We start from the raw sequence: 15,556 nt of genomic DNA on the forward strand, positions 1-15,556 counted from the left end.
GAAGAAAAGTTAAAATAATGTCACAAACTCCACAATTTACACACTTACATTTACATACAGAATATTCACTTTTAGATGGTGCCAATAAAATCAAACCACTTGCAAAAAAAGTAAAGGCAATGGGAATGACAAGTGTTGCAATGACAGACCATGGTAACATGTTTGGAGCCATTGACTTTTATAATGCAATGAGAGCAGAGGGAATTAAACCAATCATCGGAATGGAAGCATATATTCACAATTCAGAAGATATTGGGGATAAAACAAATAGGCAAAGATTCCACTTATGTTTATATGCAAAAAATGATACTGGATACAAAAACTTAATGTATCTTTCTTCACAAGCTTATATGTATGGTTTTTACTACTACCCAAGAATAAATAAAAAACTTTTAAGAGAAAATAGTGAAGGACTAGTTTGCTCTGCTGCTTGTTTACAAGGGGAGATTAACTGGCATCTAAATTTACAAAATGAAAGAAATGTTAAAAATGGTGCAAAAGGTTACGAAGCTGCAAAAAATATTGCTTTAGAGTATAAGGAAATTTTTGGGGATGATTTTTACCTTGAAATCATGAGACATGGTATTGGAGACCAACACTATGTAGATGATCAAATATTAAGAATCTCCCAAGAAACGGGTATAAAAGTGGTAGCCACAAATGATACCCATTATTTAGAACAAAAAGATGCTGATGCCCATGAAGCTTTTATGTGTATTGCAATGAATAAACTTTATGATGATCCAAACAGATTAAGACACTCTGTTCATGAGTTTTATTTAAAATCTCCAGAACAAATTGCAAGACTTTATGCAGATATTCCTGAAGCTATTGAAGCAACTCAAGAGATAGCAGATAAATGTAATTTGGAGATAAAACTAGGAAACCCTACTCCACCAAACTTTAAATTTACAAGGGATAAATTAAGAGAGCAAAACCTTGAAATACCATTTCCAGATGAAGAATACTCTTTAGAAAACGATAAAGCACTTTTTATCCATGAATGTTGGAAAGGTTTAGAAGATAGACTTAAAATTGTTCCTCCTGAAAAGCATCAAGAATATCGAGATAGATTACAAGTTGAGATTGATATTATCAACAATATGAAATTCCCAGGATATATGCTTATCGTTTGGGACTTCGTTATTGTGGCAAAACAGATGAAAATCCCTGTAGGACCAGGAAGGGGTTCAGCAGCAGGAAGTTTAGTTGCCTATTCTTTATATATTACAGATATTGACCCTATGCCTTATGGTTTACTATTTGAGAGATTTCTAAATCCAGAAAGGGTATCGATGCCCGATATTGATATGGACTTCTGTCAAAGTAGAAGGGGTGAAATTATAGATTATGTTGTACAACAATATGGTCGTGCCAATGTTGCACAAATTATCACCTTTGGTAAACTTCTAGCTAAAGGGGTTATTAGAGATGTTGCTAGAGTTTTAGATATGCCCTACTCAAAAGCAGATGCTATGGCAAAACTTATTCCAGATGAATTAGGAATTAATCTAACTGATTCATGGGAAAAAGAACCTAAAATTAAAGAACTTTGTGAGATGGATCCCCTTTCAAAAAGAACATGGGACTTTGCTTTAGCACTTGAAGGATTAAATAGAAATGCTGGTACCCATGCAGCAGGTGTTGTTATCTCAAATGAGCCTTTATGGAAAAAAACACCCCTATTTAAACCAAGTGGATTAGACACCCTTGCAACTCAATATAATGGTAAATATGTAGAGGATGTTGACTTAATTAAATTCGACTTCTTAGGTCTTAAGACCCTAACAGTAATTGAAGAAGCAAATAAACTAGTTGAAAAAAGACATGGAAAAAGAATCAACTTTATCCTAGAAGATGTAAATGATAAAGGAGTTTATGAACTAATCCAATCAGGAAATACAATTGGATTATTCCAGATAGAATCTGCTGGTATGCAAGACTTGGCTAAAAGACTTAAACCATCAGGTTTTGAAGATATCATTGCGATGCTTGCCCTTTATAGACCAGGTCCAATGGAATCGGGAATGCTTGATGACTTTATTGATAGAAAACATGGACGAGCAGAAATTTCATACTTCTATGATGAATTTGTTGAACCTTTAAAACCTATACTTGAGCCAACTTATGGGGTTATTGTTTACCAAGAGCAAGTTATGCAAATTGTACAAACTATTGGTGGATTTAGTCTTGGTGGTGCGGACTTAGTTAGACGGGCTATGGGTAAAAAGATTAAAGAGGAGATGGATAGACTAAAAGGTGAGTTTGCTGAAGGTGGAGTAAAAAAAGGTTATGTAAAAGAGCACTGTGAAGAGCTTTTCGACCTGATTGTAAAATTTGCCGGATATGGATTTAACAAATCTCACTCAGCAGCTTATGGACTAGTAACTTTCTATACAAGTTTCCTAAAAAAATACTACCCTACAGAGTTTATGGCAGCCCTACTAACTCTTGAAAAAGATAATACAGATAAAGTTGTAAAATATGTGGATGAAGTTAAAAGAATGGGGATTGAACTATTTCCACCTGATATCAATAAATCTTTTTCTGTATTTTCAGCAAGACAAACAGATGGTCAAGAGGTTGTAATGTTTGGTATGGGTGCCATTAAAGGTGCTGGGGATGTGGCAATTAACCAAATTATTAAAGAAAGAGATGAAAATGGAGAGTTTAAGGACTTATCAGATTTTATCTCTAGAATTGATGGGAGTAAAGTAAATAAAAGAGTAATTGAAGCACTTATTAAAGCTGGTGCTTTAGATTGTTTTCATTATTCTAGAAAAGCAATGCTTCAACAAATTGAGATAATTGGTGAAACTGTTGGAAAAGCTATGCAAGCTAAAAAGATGTCAACTGGTTCATTGTTTGGAGATAGTGAAGAATTAACAAGGGTAGAGATAGAACTTGAACACCTTCCTGAGTTTGAGCCTAAAGAGATTTTAGAGTTTGAAAAAGCTTCATTAGGGTTTTATGTATCTGGACACCCCCTTGATGGATATAGAGATGAACTTGACAAAATCAATTATACTTTAAGTTCTGGAATCGATGAAGTTGCAGATGGTTCACAAGCTCTTATAATTGGGAAGATTGAAGAGATAACTCAAAAAATCTCTAAAAAAGGTAATAAATTTGGTATAGCAAATGTACTTGACCTTCACGGAAATATTGAGATTATGCTTTTTGAAAATAGATTAAAAGAGTTAGAAGATGATTTTGGTATCGATTTATCTAACCCATGGGATTCAGAACCAATTGCATTTAAAGTAAAGGTTACCAAAGACGGTGACTTTACAAGAATGAATATACTAAAAATAGAATCTTTAGAAGACGCGAAAAAAGACAAAGTTAAAACAAAACATGTTGAAAAACAGGAACCACCTTTAACAATAGCACTTCCCCATACAGACAATGCTGATAATGTATACAAATTATTTGATATTGTTGCAAATAATCAAGGGAAAAGACCCCTTAAAATATTAGTAAAAGCAAAACTTGCTGATATAGAACTAGAAAGTGGATTTAGTGTAACTTCTAAAGTAGAAGAATTAATAAAAAATATTGATGGAGCATATGTAGTAGCATGAAACAAATCTTACTAACAAATGATGATGGATTTGATGCAATTGGTTTGAAAGCTTTAATTGAAGCTTTAAGTCCCATTGCCAAAATAATAGTAGTAGCCCCTGCCAAAAATAAATCAGCATGTGGTCACTCTTTAACTTTAGATAGACCTTTAAGACTTGTAAATGTTGATGATGATTATTACAAAATTGATGATGGTACACCAACAGATTGTGTTTTTATATCTTTAAACAATCTTTTTAAAGAGGGTTTTAAACCAGACCTTGTGATAAGTGGTATAAATATAGGTGCTAATATGGGTGAAGATATTACTTATAGTGGTACAGCAGCAGGAGCTATGGAAGCAGTATTACAAGGTATTCCAGCAATTGCTATTTCACAAGTGTGCAGAAATAGATGTGAAGATATAAAAGAAGGCTTTGATTTTGCATTAGCTAAAAAAACCATTGCAAAGATTGCAAAAAAAATTCTTGATGATAAATTCCCTTTAGAAAATAGAAAATTTTTAAATATAAATATTCCTCCAATTTCAATTGAAGAGTGCGAAGGGATAAAAATCACAAAGGCTGGATTTAGAGAATATGGAAACGATACCCATAGACATTATAATCCTAGGGGTGAAGAGTTTTATTGGATTGGATTACACCCTTTAATTTGGCAAGAAAGTCCAAATAAAAACTGTGATTTTGAAGCAATTAAAGCAAATTATGTATCAATTACTCCAATAATGTTAGATTTAACTTCATATAATGATATTGAAAAACTAAATAATTGGTTATAATTACAAATATTAAAAAAGGAATAAAATTGGATTTAAAAGAAGTTGTACTTCCACATATTGAAAAACTTGTTGGTGACTTAAAAGATAGTCAAGAATTAAAAGAAGTGCTAAAAAGAAGATTTACAAAAAAAGAATATAAAGTTTTTATTGCAATTGAAGAGGGTGTTGAATCTGAAGATATAGCAAAACAACTTGGAGACAAAGTTGACAGAATAGAAGAACTTTATAAATCAGCTTGTAAAAAACTAAATCAAGAAAAAATAAAACAAGAATTGGTTTACTAAATAATTAATCCCTTATTTTGATAGGAGAAATCCTATCAAAAAATACTTTACTTATATTTTTTGTGTAAAAAAGACACAAACTTAAAAAAATTAATCATTTTCAAAAAGAATTATAAATCATAATAAAACTGAAATTAGTAACTTTAAAACAGATAAATTCCCTTAAAATTGTATTTTTTCCACTACTTTAATAAGTTAAACTAATAATAATATCATAATATAGTTTTATATAATAATGTGCATAAATGAAGGTTATAGTTATATTTATATTCAATTAATATTAATTTATTTAGAATCTTTAATAATAGATGTACGAGCTTTTTTAACGTCAAAGCTTGACTCATTTTGAATACTAGATAAAGGAAAAATATGTCAGATTTTATTAAAGATTCTAATACTGATGTAACTAATGAGAAATCAAAAGTACTTAGTAGAAGAGACTTTTTCAAAAAAACTGGTGCCATGAGTGCTGTAGCAGCAAGTAGTGTTGTTGCTCCATCATTACTTAAAGCATCAGAAGATGACCCTGCTATTATGCACCATCCTAAATGGGGACAATCTTGGGGTGACCCAGTTACAAAAAATAGATATGGTATCCCATCAGCTTATGAACATAATGTAACAAGAAGAAATACAAAACTTTTAGCTTCAGGTAACTATAGAGCTTCTATTGCTGTTACTCCAATTCATGAATCAGATGGAATTATTACTCCAAATGGTTTATTCTTTTCAAGATGTCATGGTGGTATTGCCCATGTTGACCCAAATGAATATAGACTTATGATTACGGGACTTGTAGAAAAACCAATTGTATTAACACTTGCACAATTAAAAAGATATCCAAGAGTAACAAGAACACATTTTATTGAGTGCCCTGCAAATGGTGGACAAGAGTGGAGAAGACCTCAATACAATTCTTTACAATTTGCAAAAGGATTTATGTCTTGTGCTGAATGGACTGGTGTTTATATCAAAACTATTTTAGAAGACTTAAAATTAAAACCTGAAGCAAAATGGATGTTAGCAGAGGGTAGTGATAACTCTGAAATGGGAAGATCAGTTCCTGTAGAAAAAGTTTTAGATGATGCAATGATTGTTTGGGGACAAAATGGTGAAGCATTAAGACCTGAACAAGGTTATCCAGTAAGATTACTTCTTCCAGGTTGGGAAGGGAATCTTTGTGTTAAATGGCTAAAAAGATTAGACTTTGCAAGTGAGCCTTGGTATGCAAAAGAGGAAACGTCAAAATATACAGCCCTTAAACCAACAGGAAAAGCTGTTCAACACTTCTATGCAAATGAAGTAAACTCAACAGTTGTAATCCCTAGTCCAGAAAAACCATGGACAGACTTAGAAGATGGAGCAATGGTTGAGATTGAAGGTTTAGCTTGGTCTGGAATGGGAACAATTACTAGAGTAGATTTATCATTTGATGGTGGGAATAACTATGTTGAAGCAAATATTAAAGGTTTAGTTCTTCCAAAATGTTGGACAAGATGGAGTTATATCCATAAATATAAAAAAGGTGAAAAGCTTTTACTAACTTCAAGGGCAATTGATGATGCAGGATTTATCCAACCAACTATTGATCAAGAAGTATTTGGATTTGATGTAAAAAAAGAAGATTATGGAAAAGATAAAAATAAAGGAATGGGTGTTGAATCTGTTTACCATAGAAATGCAATTGAAACTTGGGAAGTAAATGAAAAAGGGGAGGTGAACCATGTTCAAGTTAGAACAATATAAAACATTAGTAGCTTCACTTATAACTACTACTGCACTAATAACAGTTTCACATGCAAAAGAATCTGAATCTACTGCATATAATGGCTTATGGAATGCAAAAAAAGATATTAGTGGTGGAGTTTATTACCCAATTAAAGATGGTCAAACAGGTCCATATAAAGTAAACCCTCAAGTTTATAAAAATTCAGATGTTTCTAAAGGTGAAGATGGGATAAAAGTCTCTTTCAACCATGGTAGAGTTCCAACAAAAAATGAATATGATGCATGGAATAAAGATATAAATGGTTTAAATGAAGGTTTACCTGATGGATATGGATATGTTGATGAGGGTGAAATTCTTTATGAACAACAATGTATCATGTGTCACGGTGACTTTGGTAGTGGTGGCGGTGGATACCCTGCACTATCAGCTGGAAAAGCAAAAGAGATGAAAAAAACTCTTAAAAATAATAGATGGTTAAATCCAACAGCGGAAGGTCCTTCTAGAGTATTTGGTTCTTATTGGCCAGTTGCAAGTACTTTATTTTGGTATATTAGAGATGCAATGCCTCATACTAAATCTAAAACATTAACTAATGATGAAACTTATTCATTAGTAGCTTATATGTTATATATCAATGGGATGAAAGTTAATGGTGAAATTGTAAATGAAACTTTTAAACTAGATAAAGAAAAATTCAAAAAAATTTATATGCCAAATAGATATGGGTTTATCCCTGATATTGATGGACCTAATGGAATTGAAAATGTTAGAGCATTTTATGAAGTTCCATCAAACTACAGTGCAAAAAGATTGGCAAAAGGTGAAAAACCTTGTATGTCAAACTGTCAACAAACTAAAAATATTGTAAGACTTGAAGAGGGCGGTGGAATTACTGATTTCGAGCCTCCTATTTCAGTTGTAAGAGATTTACCTGTAGTTGTAAAAGATGAGGCTCACAAAGTAAGTTTTGATGCAAAAGCTGCATATGAAGCAAATTGTACAATGTGCCACAACACTGGAGTTGCTCCAAAAGCTGGGGATAAAACTGCTTGGTCTACATATTTAACAAAAGGGATGGATAAAGTATATAAAAATGCCTTAGAGGGTACTAACATGGGTATGCCAGCAAAGGGTGGTTCTTCGCTTAGTGATGAAGAGTTTAAACAAGTTATTGACTACATGTTGAAATTTTAAAAGGAATATTAATGAATAGAAGAAATTTTTTAACTTTTGCTGGAAGTTTAATCGCACTTTCTGTAGTTCCTATGAATCTTAGAGCAAGCGATTATAGAAAATTAAAACCACAAGTGTGGGAAGCTCATACAATTGATGATGCTACAAAAGCATTATATGGAGTAAAAGATGTAATTGAAACAGATAAGATTAAAATCAAAGTTCCTAAAATCAATTCAAGTGGGGCAGCAGTTCCTGTTAAATTTGAAACATCATTAGATGCAAAAACAGTTGCGTTATTTCAAGATGCAAACCCAGAAAGTGCAGTTGCAGTTTATGAAACAAACAAATATGATTTACAAAAATATGATGTAAAAATTAAAATGGCTGAAAGTGGTACAATCATGGTATTAGTCGAAGCAAAAGATGGGAAAATATACATGACCAAAGCTACAACAGAAGTTGCAGCTGGTGGATGTGAAGGGTAGGAAACTAAATGGCAAGAAATAAAATAACAGCAGTAAAAATTAAAATCAAAGATGGTGTAGCAACTGCAAAAATGGCATTCTCTCATCCAATGATGACATATAACCAAGCAAAAGCTAAAACTGGAAATGCAGATGATGCAAACTTTATCACTCACATAACTGGAAAAGTTGGAGAAGAAACAGTTCTTGATATATCAACAAGTCAATTCTTCTCTAAAAATCCAATATTTAAATTCCAATTTAAATGTGATAGCTTCAAAGTTGGAAGAAAGTTAACAGGTAGAGAGTTAGACAATGGCGTTAAGAGAAAAGAGACTGAATATGGTGATTCTCTTAAGATTATTGCAATGGACAGAAAAGGGGAAACTTACGAAAAAGAAGTTGAACTTACTGCAAAAAAAAGATAAAGGAAATATTATGAATAAAAGATTTCTTTCAATACTTAGTTTTCTAGCAATCTTCTTATTTGCTAACTTATCACAAGCTCTAGCTTCTCAAGATAAGTTAAGAGATGATATTAGAATTTACAGTATGAAAAATAGTGATGGCAAAATTACAGCTAAAACTATTGAAAAAGCTTTCAAAGATTCTGGTTTTGAAATAATTGGAAATAACAATATGAATGTGGCTTTTGAAAAAAGATTTGGTGGGGGAAAAGACTTTAAAATCTATAGATTAATGTTTGTACATAATAAAAAATATGGTGCTAAACTTTTAAAAGATTTTCCTGAATTTGGTCTTTTAGCTCCATTAAGTACTTCTGTATATTCAAAAGATGGTAAAACTATTAATATTTCATCATTATCTTTAACTGGTATGTCAAGAATTTCAGGAGTTCCTAAAACAAACAAAGATTTAATTGCTTTACATGATCAAATGACAAAAGCATTAAAAAAGGCACTTCCAAAAGGTGAGTTTATAAAATTAAGTTATAAAAAAATTAGACCTGATGGTGAGTTAGTTACTAGATTTGCCTTTAATTTAAAAGTTGAAGATGGTGATGATATCCAAGATGCAAAAGATAGTTATCAAGAAACAATGGAAGGGGAAATAGAATCATTAGGATTTATTGTTGCAGGATTCTATCCTGTAATTGATGACTTATCAGAAAATGATGTAGATGATTATGAATTTTATGATACCTATTCTATTTGTAAATTAGAAGTTATATATCCAGTTCATAAAAAACATCCAGAAGTTGGGGCATTTGCTCCTTGTACTATGTATATGTACAAGAAAAAAGATGAAAATTTCACTAGAATGGGATATCCTTCAGTTTATAACTGGATTATGTCTACAAATATTTATGATGATGAATCATTAACTCCACTTATTGATGCTCAAGATCAACTAGAATCTGCGATAGATAGTACTATCGAATAAAAAAAGCCCAAATAATTGGGCTTTTTTATAATCTTTTTTAGAGGTAATTATGAAATATATATTTAGTTTTTTATTTATACTTTTTTCAGTTAATAGTTTTGCAAATAATATTTTAGATATTGATAACAAAATACAAGAAGCAAAAAAACAAAACAAAGAACTTATGATATTTTTTCATATTCCCGATTGCCCTTATTGTGAAGCAATGCTAAATGAAAATTTCAAAAACAATACAATAACAACCTTAATTGATAAAAACTTTATCTTAGTTGATATTTATACCGCAAATAAAGTAGATATTGTTTTTAAAAAATTTAGAGGCTCACCAAAAGAGTTTGCAAAACATATAAAAGCAACTGCATACCCAGCTACACTTTTTATGGATGAAAATTCAAATATAATTTACAGTGCAATTGGATATAGAAATGTTCAAGAGTATATACATGAATTAAAATATATAATTACAAAAAGCTATAAACAAATGCCCCTTGATGAATTTGTTGTAAAAATGGAAATTGAAGATGAATTATAATGATAATATAAAATTTGATCAACTTCCTGCAGTTGATGATATTGCAGGTGTTTTAGAAGATATTTTTAGTGTGAAACTTGATATTAGTGGTGGCTGGGCTTATGATAATAACTCTGCTTTAAAAGTTAATTCTTTAACTATTCCCCTTGAACAATTTTTACATACCTTTGCCTCAATGAGAGCGAATATAGAAATGAATTTAACACAAGATGAAAAGAATCGTTACGCAGGGATAAATGTAAATCAAATAGAACATAAAGAGTTTGAAATAGAAAATAAACAATATGACCTAGTTACTTTTAAAGTAACAGCCATAAAAGAAGAAGATTACAACAATTTTATTCAAGAGTATAAAGATAATTATGGAAAAGAGAGTTTTGATTTAAAAGAGCACTTTGAAAATCGAAATAAAGCTACAATCGAAATTCATAGTGACTTTTGGTTTATTTTTAATTTTTAATTATAAAACCGATAAAAAAGTAGATTCTTTATCCTCATTTGAAGCAATTGAGTTTTTAATTTTTTTGAGTTTTCCTTTATCAAAATTAATTAAAACCATTCCTGCAAATTTATCTTTTTTGTAAAATTCTACCCTAAATAATTTACCTTTTTTATCAATAGAATAGTCTTTTAATATTTTATGTTTTTCGATATTTATACCAACTTCATTTTTTTTGCCTTTTTTAACAAAGCCAATGACATTTACTCTATAATCTTTAATTGGTTTAATTTCAAAGTCTGAATCAACATCAACAATTGAACCAATTTTGACCGCTTTTTCTTCACCATCAATATTCATTAAAATATTTTCACTTAGATTTTCCATCTCAAAATAATCTGGTTTCAAATTTGCCAATAATCTATTTCCATAATAAATACTAAAGAAATTATCATTTCGTACTATTGTCATTAAAGGATTTGATGGTTTAAAATCTAAAGTTCCATCTTTTTTAACTGGAAAATATTTTAATACATCTCTAACTTCTGATAAAGGCAAATGAATCTTATCATCATAAAATGAGATATAAATATCATTGTCAATAACATCTTTAATAGCAACTAAATTTAAATCAAATTTTCTTTCAAATTCAATTCCCATAATTTCCATATATTTTTCTAAGGCATGAAGATGATAATATGTTCTTTCATATAAAGGTAAAGATTTACTAGCTTCATTTCCAAAAGCTGCTTTTCCATTGTTTATTGCATAATAAGTTAATGTTTTTTCCATCTCCTTATCACCCATTCTTGTATGAGTGTTTTTAACTCTATACTCATCCCTTTGTCTTAATAAATTATTATTTACATGTTCACAAACTTGTTTTGATATCTCTTCTAAATTTCCATAATGTTCAATATCTAAATTAGTTTGGTCAATAATTGAACTTTGCCCCCATCTATCAGGAGAAAAAGACCAATTTCTATACTCTTTTCTATAAAAACCACTACCATCATGTAAATTTAATACTAACTTTACTTCAGGGGCCGTTATATATTTTTTAATCCTCTGAATTGAATTAAAATCTGGATCATCTTCTGCTAACTCAGCAAATTTTCTATTCATGTCCCCAAAAGGGCCTCTATTTCTTTTTATAATTGAATAAAAATTTAAATTTGGTACAACCCAAACTGAACCTTTTTTAATTTTATAGTGTGTTGAAATCAATGAAGCTGCCATAAAAGCTCCCGGTTCATCACCTTGAATTCCACCAACAATTAATAAAGTATTATCATCTTGAATACCTTTTTTAATAAAATTAAAATCCATTACAGTGGTATTTGCGTAAAGGTTTTGTACAAATAAAATTGTAATAATTAATTTAAATAACCTTAACATGCCAAGGTTCATATCTTACTCCATCTTTGTTATTAATTGTATATCTCATATCTATATATTTTAGTTTTCGCATAGCTAAAAACTCTTGGGTTAAGGCAAACCTTGATGTAAAATTTGCATGACCAAATCCTTTTTTCCCAACATCAAAATCACCAATTGTATGATAGGTATATGCAGGAGGAGCTAAAGATTTTGCAGCAACAGTAAAATTTCCATTTTCAGAATCTAATTTGTCTAAAAAAAGTTTTGTTTGTTTTACAATACTTCTAATACCTGAAGTTAAAACCATAGACTCACCAATATCTTCAACCATTTTATAATAAGTCTCTTCTGAGTGACCTCTAAATAAGTAATGGCCCGTATAAGGTATTTTTACAACTTCTTTTATATCAATTTTATCTGTTATATTTTTTGAGATTCTTTCTCCATAAAAACCATGCATTTTAGGGTCATAATAAAAAATTGATTCTAAAAATTCTAATTCTGATTTTGTAAATTGACCAATACTACTAACATTTTTTGCAATTTTTAAACTATAATCAAAAGAAGTTATATTGAAATTTCCATAACCCACATAAGATTGAATTGCTGCTAATTTTTTTCTTACTGAAATAAAATCATTTTTATATTTATCTTCAATATAAATATCTTTTTTTATAAGATTATTACTTTTTAATTGAGTTTTTTCAGATTGAAGATTATCTGCAATATTACTTTCTTCTTCAATAATAGCTTCAGCACTCTTTTTAATCTGCTCTTGTTTAAGTATTATCTCTTTTTTCTGCAAAGTCTCTTTATCTAAAACAACATATTTTTTTTCATCATTAAAAAATAGTTTTGAAAAAAAATCACTGATAACATTAGTTTCATCTGCAAAAAGGTTTTGCTTTGATGCATATAATAATGCTGCTGCTTTAAAAAAATCTCTTCTATGCATATTTATAATACCATTTTTATATCTTTGTGTTCGCCTAATAATCTATGTATTTCTTCTCTATCATCATCACTATGAACTATCAGTTCTATGTTATAACTTTTGAATTTTCCTTTTTTGCTTACATTAGATTCTTTTACTTTATGGTCTCTTTCTCCAAAAATATCTTTTGAAATATATTTTACATTTATACTTTCAATAATTACAATTTTATATTTCCAATTACATGGGTATTCTAATTCTAATTTATGTTTATTTAAATCAATCAATTCTATTCACCTCTTATAAAATCACCACTTTTTCCGCCTGACTTTTTCTCTAATTGAACTTCAGATATAACCATTGACTTATCAATTGCTTTAACCATATCATAAATAGTTAAAAGTCCAATAGAAACACCAGTTAAAGCTTCCATCTCAACACCAGTTTGTCCAGTTAGTTTTGCGGTAACAAAAAGTTTAAACCCAGGAAGAGATGGAATCTCTTCTACATCACAATTTATTCCACTTAGTAAAAGTGGATGACACATAGGGATTAAATCACTAGTCTTTTTTGTTCCCATTATTGCTGCAATAATAGCTGTTTGTAAAACTGGACCTTTTTTTGTATTATTTTGAACAATTGCATCAAATGCATCTTGACTCATACTTATTTTTCCAGAAGCAATAGCTATTCTAGTTGTATCTGATTTCGAAGAAACGTCAACCATTTTTGGTCTATCATTATTATCTAAATGTGTTAATTCCAAATTATTAACCTTGTTGTAAAGTACCCGATTATATCTTTATAATGATTAAATAAAAATTAAGCAAAGTTTAAATATAATGAGCGCCTAAATTTTAAAAGAAAGAAGGTGAACTTTATATGCCAGGCATTAAAGTAAAAGAAAACGAATCTTTTGACGAAGCTTACAGAAGGTTTAAGAAGCAATGTGATAGAAATCTTATTGTTACTGAAACTAGAGCTAGAAGATTTTTTGAGCCAATGACTGAAATCAGAAAAAAACAAAAAATTTCTGCTAGAAAGAAAATGCTTAAAAGATTATACATGCTTAGAAGATACGAATCAAGATTATAAGAATTCGTTTTCTAACCTAAAGGTCCGATTTTGTCGGGCCTTTTTTTATGTCTTATTTTTTATTCAATTCTAAATATAAATACTTAATAACAATAAAATTAAAATTGGTCCTAAAAGTCCTGCAACTAAACCAATTAATATAAAATCCTTTGAGTTTAACTTCCCAGATGAAAAAGCAATGGCATTAGGTGGAGTAGATACAGGAAGTATCATTGCACATGAGGCACATAATGCTACACTTATTACCATATAAGAAACAATAGAATCTCCCATACTACTAACTAAAGCAACAACTAAAGGTAATATGATATTTGTGGCAGCTGTATTACTCATGAAATTTGATACTAATATTACAATAAAAGTAAATATTGAAGCTATTAAAAATAAATCTAATCCATCTATACTAAATTGTGTTCCTATCCAAGTATCAAGACCTGTTTTAGCAACACCAGCACCTAAGGATAGCCCTCCAATAATAAGTATAATAACATCCCAATTAATCTCTTTTATATCATCAGTATTGATTATTCCAAATACTGTAAAAACAACTATTGGAAATAAAGATACAACAGGAGTAGGTATATGATGTAACGGTCCAGTAAGCCATAATGATACAGTTATAGTAAATACAATTATAACAAGACTTTTTTTCCAACTTGGGATTGTAGGAACTTTAGTAAAAGTGCTTGTTGAATCATCAAAGTGAGAAACTCTTTTTACTTTTTCTATATCTATAGTATCTTCATTAGATTTATATTTTTTTAATATTAGCCATCGAAATATAATAGTTAATAAAACTGCTGGTGGTAATGCAATAATCATCCACTCAACAAAACTTGGAGCATTATCCCCTAGTATTCCAACTGCAATTGCATTAGGAGGAGTTCCTATAATTGTACCCATCCCACCAATATTAGCAGCAATCACAATACCAAGTAATATTCCTTTTTGGAAAGGATTATCTTTATTCATATTTTTAAGCATTGGGATAAGAAGGGTCATCATCATTGCAGTAGTTGCTGTATTTGATATAAACATAGATAAAATGAAGGTAATCAACATCAAACCTGTCAAAATATTGTTTGGTTTATTACCAAAATAAAATAAAACTCTTTTTGCTAACCATAAATCTAATTTTGTTTTAGAAGCTGCAATAGCCATAATAAATCCAGCCATAAATAAAAAAATCAAAGGATTAGACCAAGCTTTTAAATAATATACCCATTCTTTATTAGAAGAATCAAAATCAAAATTATGATAGCCCAATAAAAGTATTTCAAGAGCTATAATTAGAAAAGAAACAGCAAAGGCAGGAATTGCCTCAGTCATCCATAAAAAAGCTGCTATGAGTAAAATAAACAACATTAATGAGGCATCATAAGATAAATAAGAATAATTAGGAATAAATGCTATAAAATATGCAGCCAACAAAGAGAATATAAATTTAAATACAGAATGTTTAACACTATCTTTAATTTTACTCTTTAAGTCTTTAATTATTAGTTTTGATTGTTGTTTCATACGTAATCTTGTAATTTTTATTTTGCGTATAATATTATAAAAAGGCTAAAAAAAAAGCTTCACCCAGATCAACTTTAATAGAAGTTAACTAGAATGAAGCTTTGAAAAAGTAATACTCAAGAGCTGGCAGCGGCCTACGTTTCCACAAGGGGACCCTGCAGTATTATCAGCGCAGAAGTGCTTGACTTCCAGGTTCGGAATGGAGCTGGGTATTTCCACTTCGCTAAAACCACCA

At 30.0% G+C, this 15,556-nt stretch carries 16 protein-coding genes and 1 rRNA gene; 11 read left to right on the top strand and 6 right to left on the bottom strand.

The window, feature by feature from the left end; translation table 11 throughout:
- The first annotated feature begins 17 nt into the window (after positions 1-17).
- The 10 genes from dnaE to FDK22_RS09085 all read left to right on the top strand — a co-directional run bounded on the left by dnaE (position 18) and on the right by FDK22_RS09085 (position 10,412).
- Positions 18-3,584, top strand: a complete 3,567-nt coding sequence (gene dnaE / locus FDK22_RS09040; protein ID WP_138152590.1) for a DNA polymerase III subunit alpha — start codon at positions 18-20, stop codon at positions 3,582-3,584.
- On the top strand, positions 3,581-4,363 hold the full coding sequence (surE, locus tag FDK22_RS09045; protein WP_138152591.1) for a 5'/3'-nucleotidase SurE: 783 nt from the start codon (positions 3,581-3,583) through the stop codon (positions 4,361-4,363). The genes dnaE and surE overlap by 4 nt, the downstream gene beginning before the upstream one ends.
- A 26-nt stretch (positions 4,364-4,389) precedes the next feature.
- Positions 4,390-4,647, top strand: coding sequence for a hypothetical protein (locus tag FDK22_RS09050; protein ID WP_138152592.1), 258 nt, complete (start codon positions 4,390-4,392; stop codon positions 4,645-4,647).
- Positions 4,648-5,016: 369 nt separating this feature from the next.
- Complete coding sequence (gene soxC, locus FDK22_RS09055) at positions 5,017-6,393, top strand: sulfite dehydrogenase (RefSeq protein WP_138152593.1); 1,377 nt, start codon at positions 5,017-5,019, stop codon at positions 6,391-6,393.
- Positions 6,371-7,570 (top strand): c-type cytochrome, encoded by a 1,200-nt coding sequence (locus tag FDK22_RS09060; RefSeq protein WP_138152594.1) that lies wholly within the window; start codon positions 6,371-6,373, stop codon positions 7,568-7,570. The genes soxC and FDK22_RS09060 overlap by 23 nt, the downstream gene beginning before the upstream one ends.
- A gap of 11 nt (positions 7,571-7,581) precedes the next feature.
- The gene (locus FDK22_RS09065; RefSeq protein WP_138152595.1) at positions 7,582-8,037 is read left to right on the top strand and encodes a thiosulfate oxidation carrier protein SoxY; all 456 of its coding nucleotides are present in this window, start codon (positions 7,582-7,584) and stop codon (positions 8,035-8,037) included.
- Between the two features lie 8 nt (positions 8,038-8,045).
- Positions 8,046-8,444, top strand: a complete 399-nt coding sequence (locus tag FDK22_RS09070; RefSeq protein ID WP_138152596.1) for a thiosulfate oxidation carrier complex protein SoxZ — start codon at positions 8,046-8,048, stop codon at positions 8,442-8,444.
- 10 nt (positions 8,445-8,454) lie between these two features.
- Positions 8,455-9,420, top strand: coding sequence for a DUF302 domain-containing protein (locus tag FDK22_RS09075; RefSeq protein WP_171012955.1), 966 nt, complete (start codon positions 8,455-8,457; stop codon positions 9,418-9,420).
- Between the two features lie 49 nt (positions 9,421-9,469).
- A complete protein-coding gene (locus FDK22_RS09080; RefSeq protein ID WP_138152598.1) occupies positions 9,470-9,952 on the top strand; it encodes a thioredoxin family protein in 483 nt (160 codons plus the stop codon).
- Positions 9,942-10,412 (top strand): hypothetical protein, encoded by a 471-nt coding sequence (locus FDK22_RS09085; RefSeq protein WP_138152599.1) that lies wholly within the window; start codon positions 9,942-9,944, stop codon positions 10,410-10,412. The genes FDK22_RS09080 and FDK22_RS09085 overlap by 11 nt, the downstream gene beginning before the upstream one ends.
- Here the strand turns inward: FDK22_RS09085 and FDK22_RS09090 are convergent, their stop codons facing one another.
- Genes FDK22_RS09090 through moaC form a run of 4 tightly spaced genes read right to left on the bottom strand, consistent with a single transcriptional unit; the run spans position 10,413 to position 13,471 of the window.
- Positions 10,413-11,801, bottom strand: a complete 1,389-nt coding sequence (locus FDK22_RS09090) for a M14 family metallopeptidase (protein ID WP_138152600.1) — start codon at positions 11,799-11,801, stop codon at positions 10,413-10,415.
- Positions 11,773-12,726, bottom strand: a complete 954-nt coding sequence (locus tag FDK22_RS09095) for a M15 family metallopeptidase (RefSeq protein WP_138152601.1) — start codon at positions 12,724-12,726, stop codon at positions 11,773-11,775. The genes FDK22_RS09090 and FDK22_RS09095 overlap by 29 nt, the downstream gene beginning before the upstream one ends.
- A gap of 2 nt (positions 12,727-12,728) precedes the next feature.
- Positions 12,729-12,992 carry an HP0495 family protein gene (locus FDK22_RS09100; protein ID WP_138152602.1) on the bottom strand — a complete coding sequence of 88 codons (264 nt, stop codon included), beginning with the start codon at positions 12,990-12,992 and terminating at the stop codon, positions 12,729-12,731.
- A gap of 2 nt (positions 12,993-12,994) precedes the next feature.
- The gene (gene moaC, locus FDK22_RS09105) at positions 12,995-13,471 is read right to left on the bottom strand and encodes a cyclic pyranopterin monophosphate synthase MoaC (protein ID WP_138152603.1); all 477 of its coding nucleotides are present in this window, start codon (positions 13,469-13,471) and stop codon (positions 12,995-12,997) included.
- Positions 13,472-13,587: 116 nt separating this feature from the next.
- Between moaC and rpsU the strand changes: the two genes are divergently transcribed.
- Complete coding sequence (gene rpsU, locus FDK22_RS09110; protein ID WP_138152604.1) at positions 13,588-13,800, top strand: 30S ribosomal protein S21; 213 nt, start codon at positions 13,588-13,590, stop codon at positions 13,798-13,800.
- A 69-nt stretch (positions 13,801-13,869) separates the two neighbouring features.
- Here the strand turns inward: rpsU and FDK22_RS09115 are convergent, their stop codons facing one another.
- Together FDK22_RS09115 and rrf are read right to left on the bottom strand one after the other, a co-directional pair.
- Positions 13,870-15,321, bottom strand: a complete 1,452-nt coding sequence (locus FDK22_RS09115) for an SLC13 family permease (protein ID WP_138152605.1) — start codon at positions 15,319-15,321, stop codon at positions 13,870-13,872.
- Between the two features lie 121 nt (positions 15,322-15,442).
- Positions 15,443-15,556 (bottom strand): 5S ribosomal RNA (gene rrf / locus FDK22_RS09120); the annotation flags it as partial.

Origin of the sequence: Arcobacter arenosus (assembly GCF_005771535.1) — a bacterium.
In the GTDB taxonomy this organism is placed as follows: Bacteria; Campylobacterota; Campylobacteria; order Campylobacterales; family Arcobacteraceae; genus Halarcobacter; species Halarcobacter arenosus.

Excerpts from the sequence above, each read along its gene's own strand:
- dnaE (WP_138152590.1), top strand. The coding sequence starts at position 18 with ATGTCACAAACTCCACAATTTACACACTTACATTTACATACAGAATAT.
- surE (WP_138152591.1), top strand. The coding sequence starts at position 3,581 with ATGAAACAAATCTTACTAACAAATGATGATGGATTTGATGCAATTGGT.
- soxC (WP_138152593.1), top strand. The coding sequence starts at position 5,017 with ATGTCAGATTTTATTAAAGATTCTAATACTGATGTAACTAATGAGAAA.
- FDK22_RS09060 (WP_138152594.1), top strand. The coding sequence starts at position 6,371 with ATGTTCAAGTTAGAACAATATAAAACATTAGTAGCTTCACTTATAACT.
- FDK22_RS09065 (WP_138152595.1), top strand. The coding sequence starts at position 7,582 with ATGAATAGAAGAAATTTTTTAACTTTTGCTGGAAGTTTAATCGCACTT.
- FDK22_RS09070 (WP_138152596.1), top strand. The coding sequence starts at position 8,046 with ATGGCAAGAAATAAAATAACAGCAGTAAAAATTAAAATCAAAGATGGT.
- FDK22_RS09075 (WP_171012955.1), top strand. The coding sequence starts at position 8,455 with ATGAATAAAAGATTTCTTTCAATACTTAGTTTTCTAGCAATCTTCTTA.
- FDK22_RS09080 (WP_138152598.1), top strand. The coding sequence starts at position 9,470 with ATGAAATATATATTTAGTTTTTTATTTATACTTTTTTCAGTTAATAGT.
- FDK22_RS09085 (WP_138152599.1), top strand. The coding sequence starts at position 9,942 with ATGAATTATAATGATAATATAAAATTTGATCAACTTCCTGCAGTTGAT.
- FDK22_RS09090 (WP_138152600.1), bottom strand. The coding sequence starts at position 11,801 with ATGAACCTTGGCATGTTAAGGTTATTTAAATTAATTATTACAATTTTA.
- FDK22_RS09095 (WP_138152601.1), bottom strand. The coding sequence starts at position 12,726 with ATGCATAGAAGAGATTTTTTTAAAGCAGCAGCATTATTATATGCATCA.
- rpsU (WP_138152604.1), top strand. The coding sequence starts at position 13,588 with ATGCCAGGCATTAAAGTAAAAGAAAACGAATCTTTTGACGAAGCTTAC.
- FDK22_RS09115 (WP_138152605.1), bottom strand. The coding sequence starts at position 15,321 with ATGAAACAACAATCAAAACTAATAATTAAAGACTTAAAGAGTAAAATT.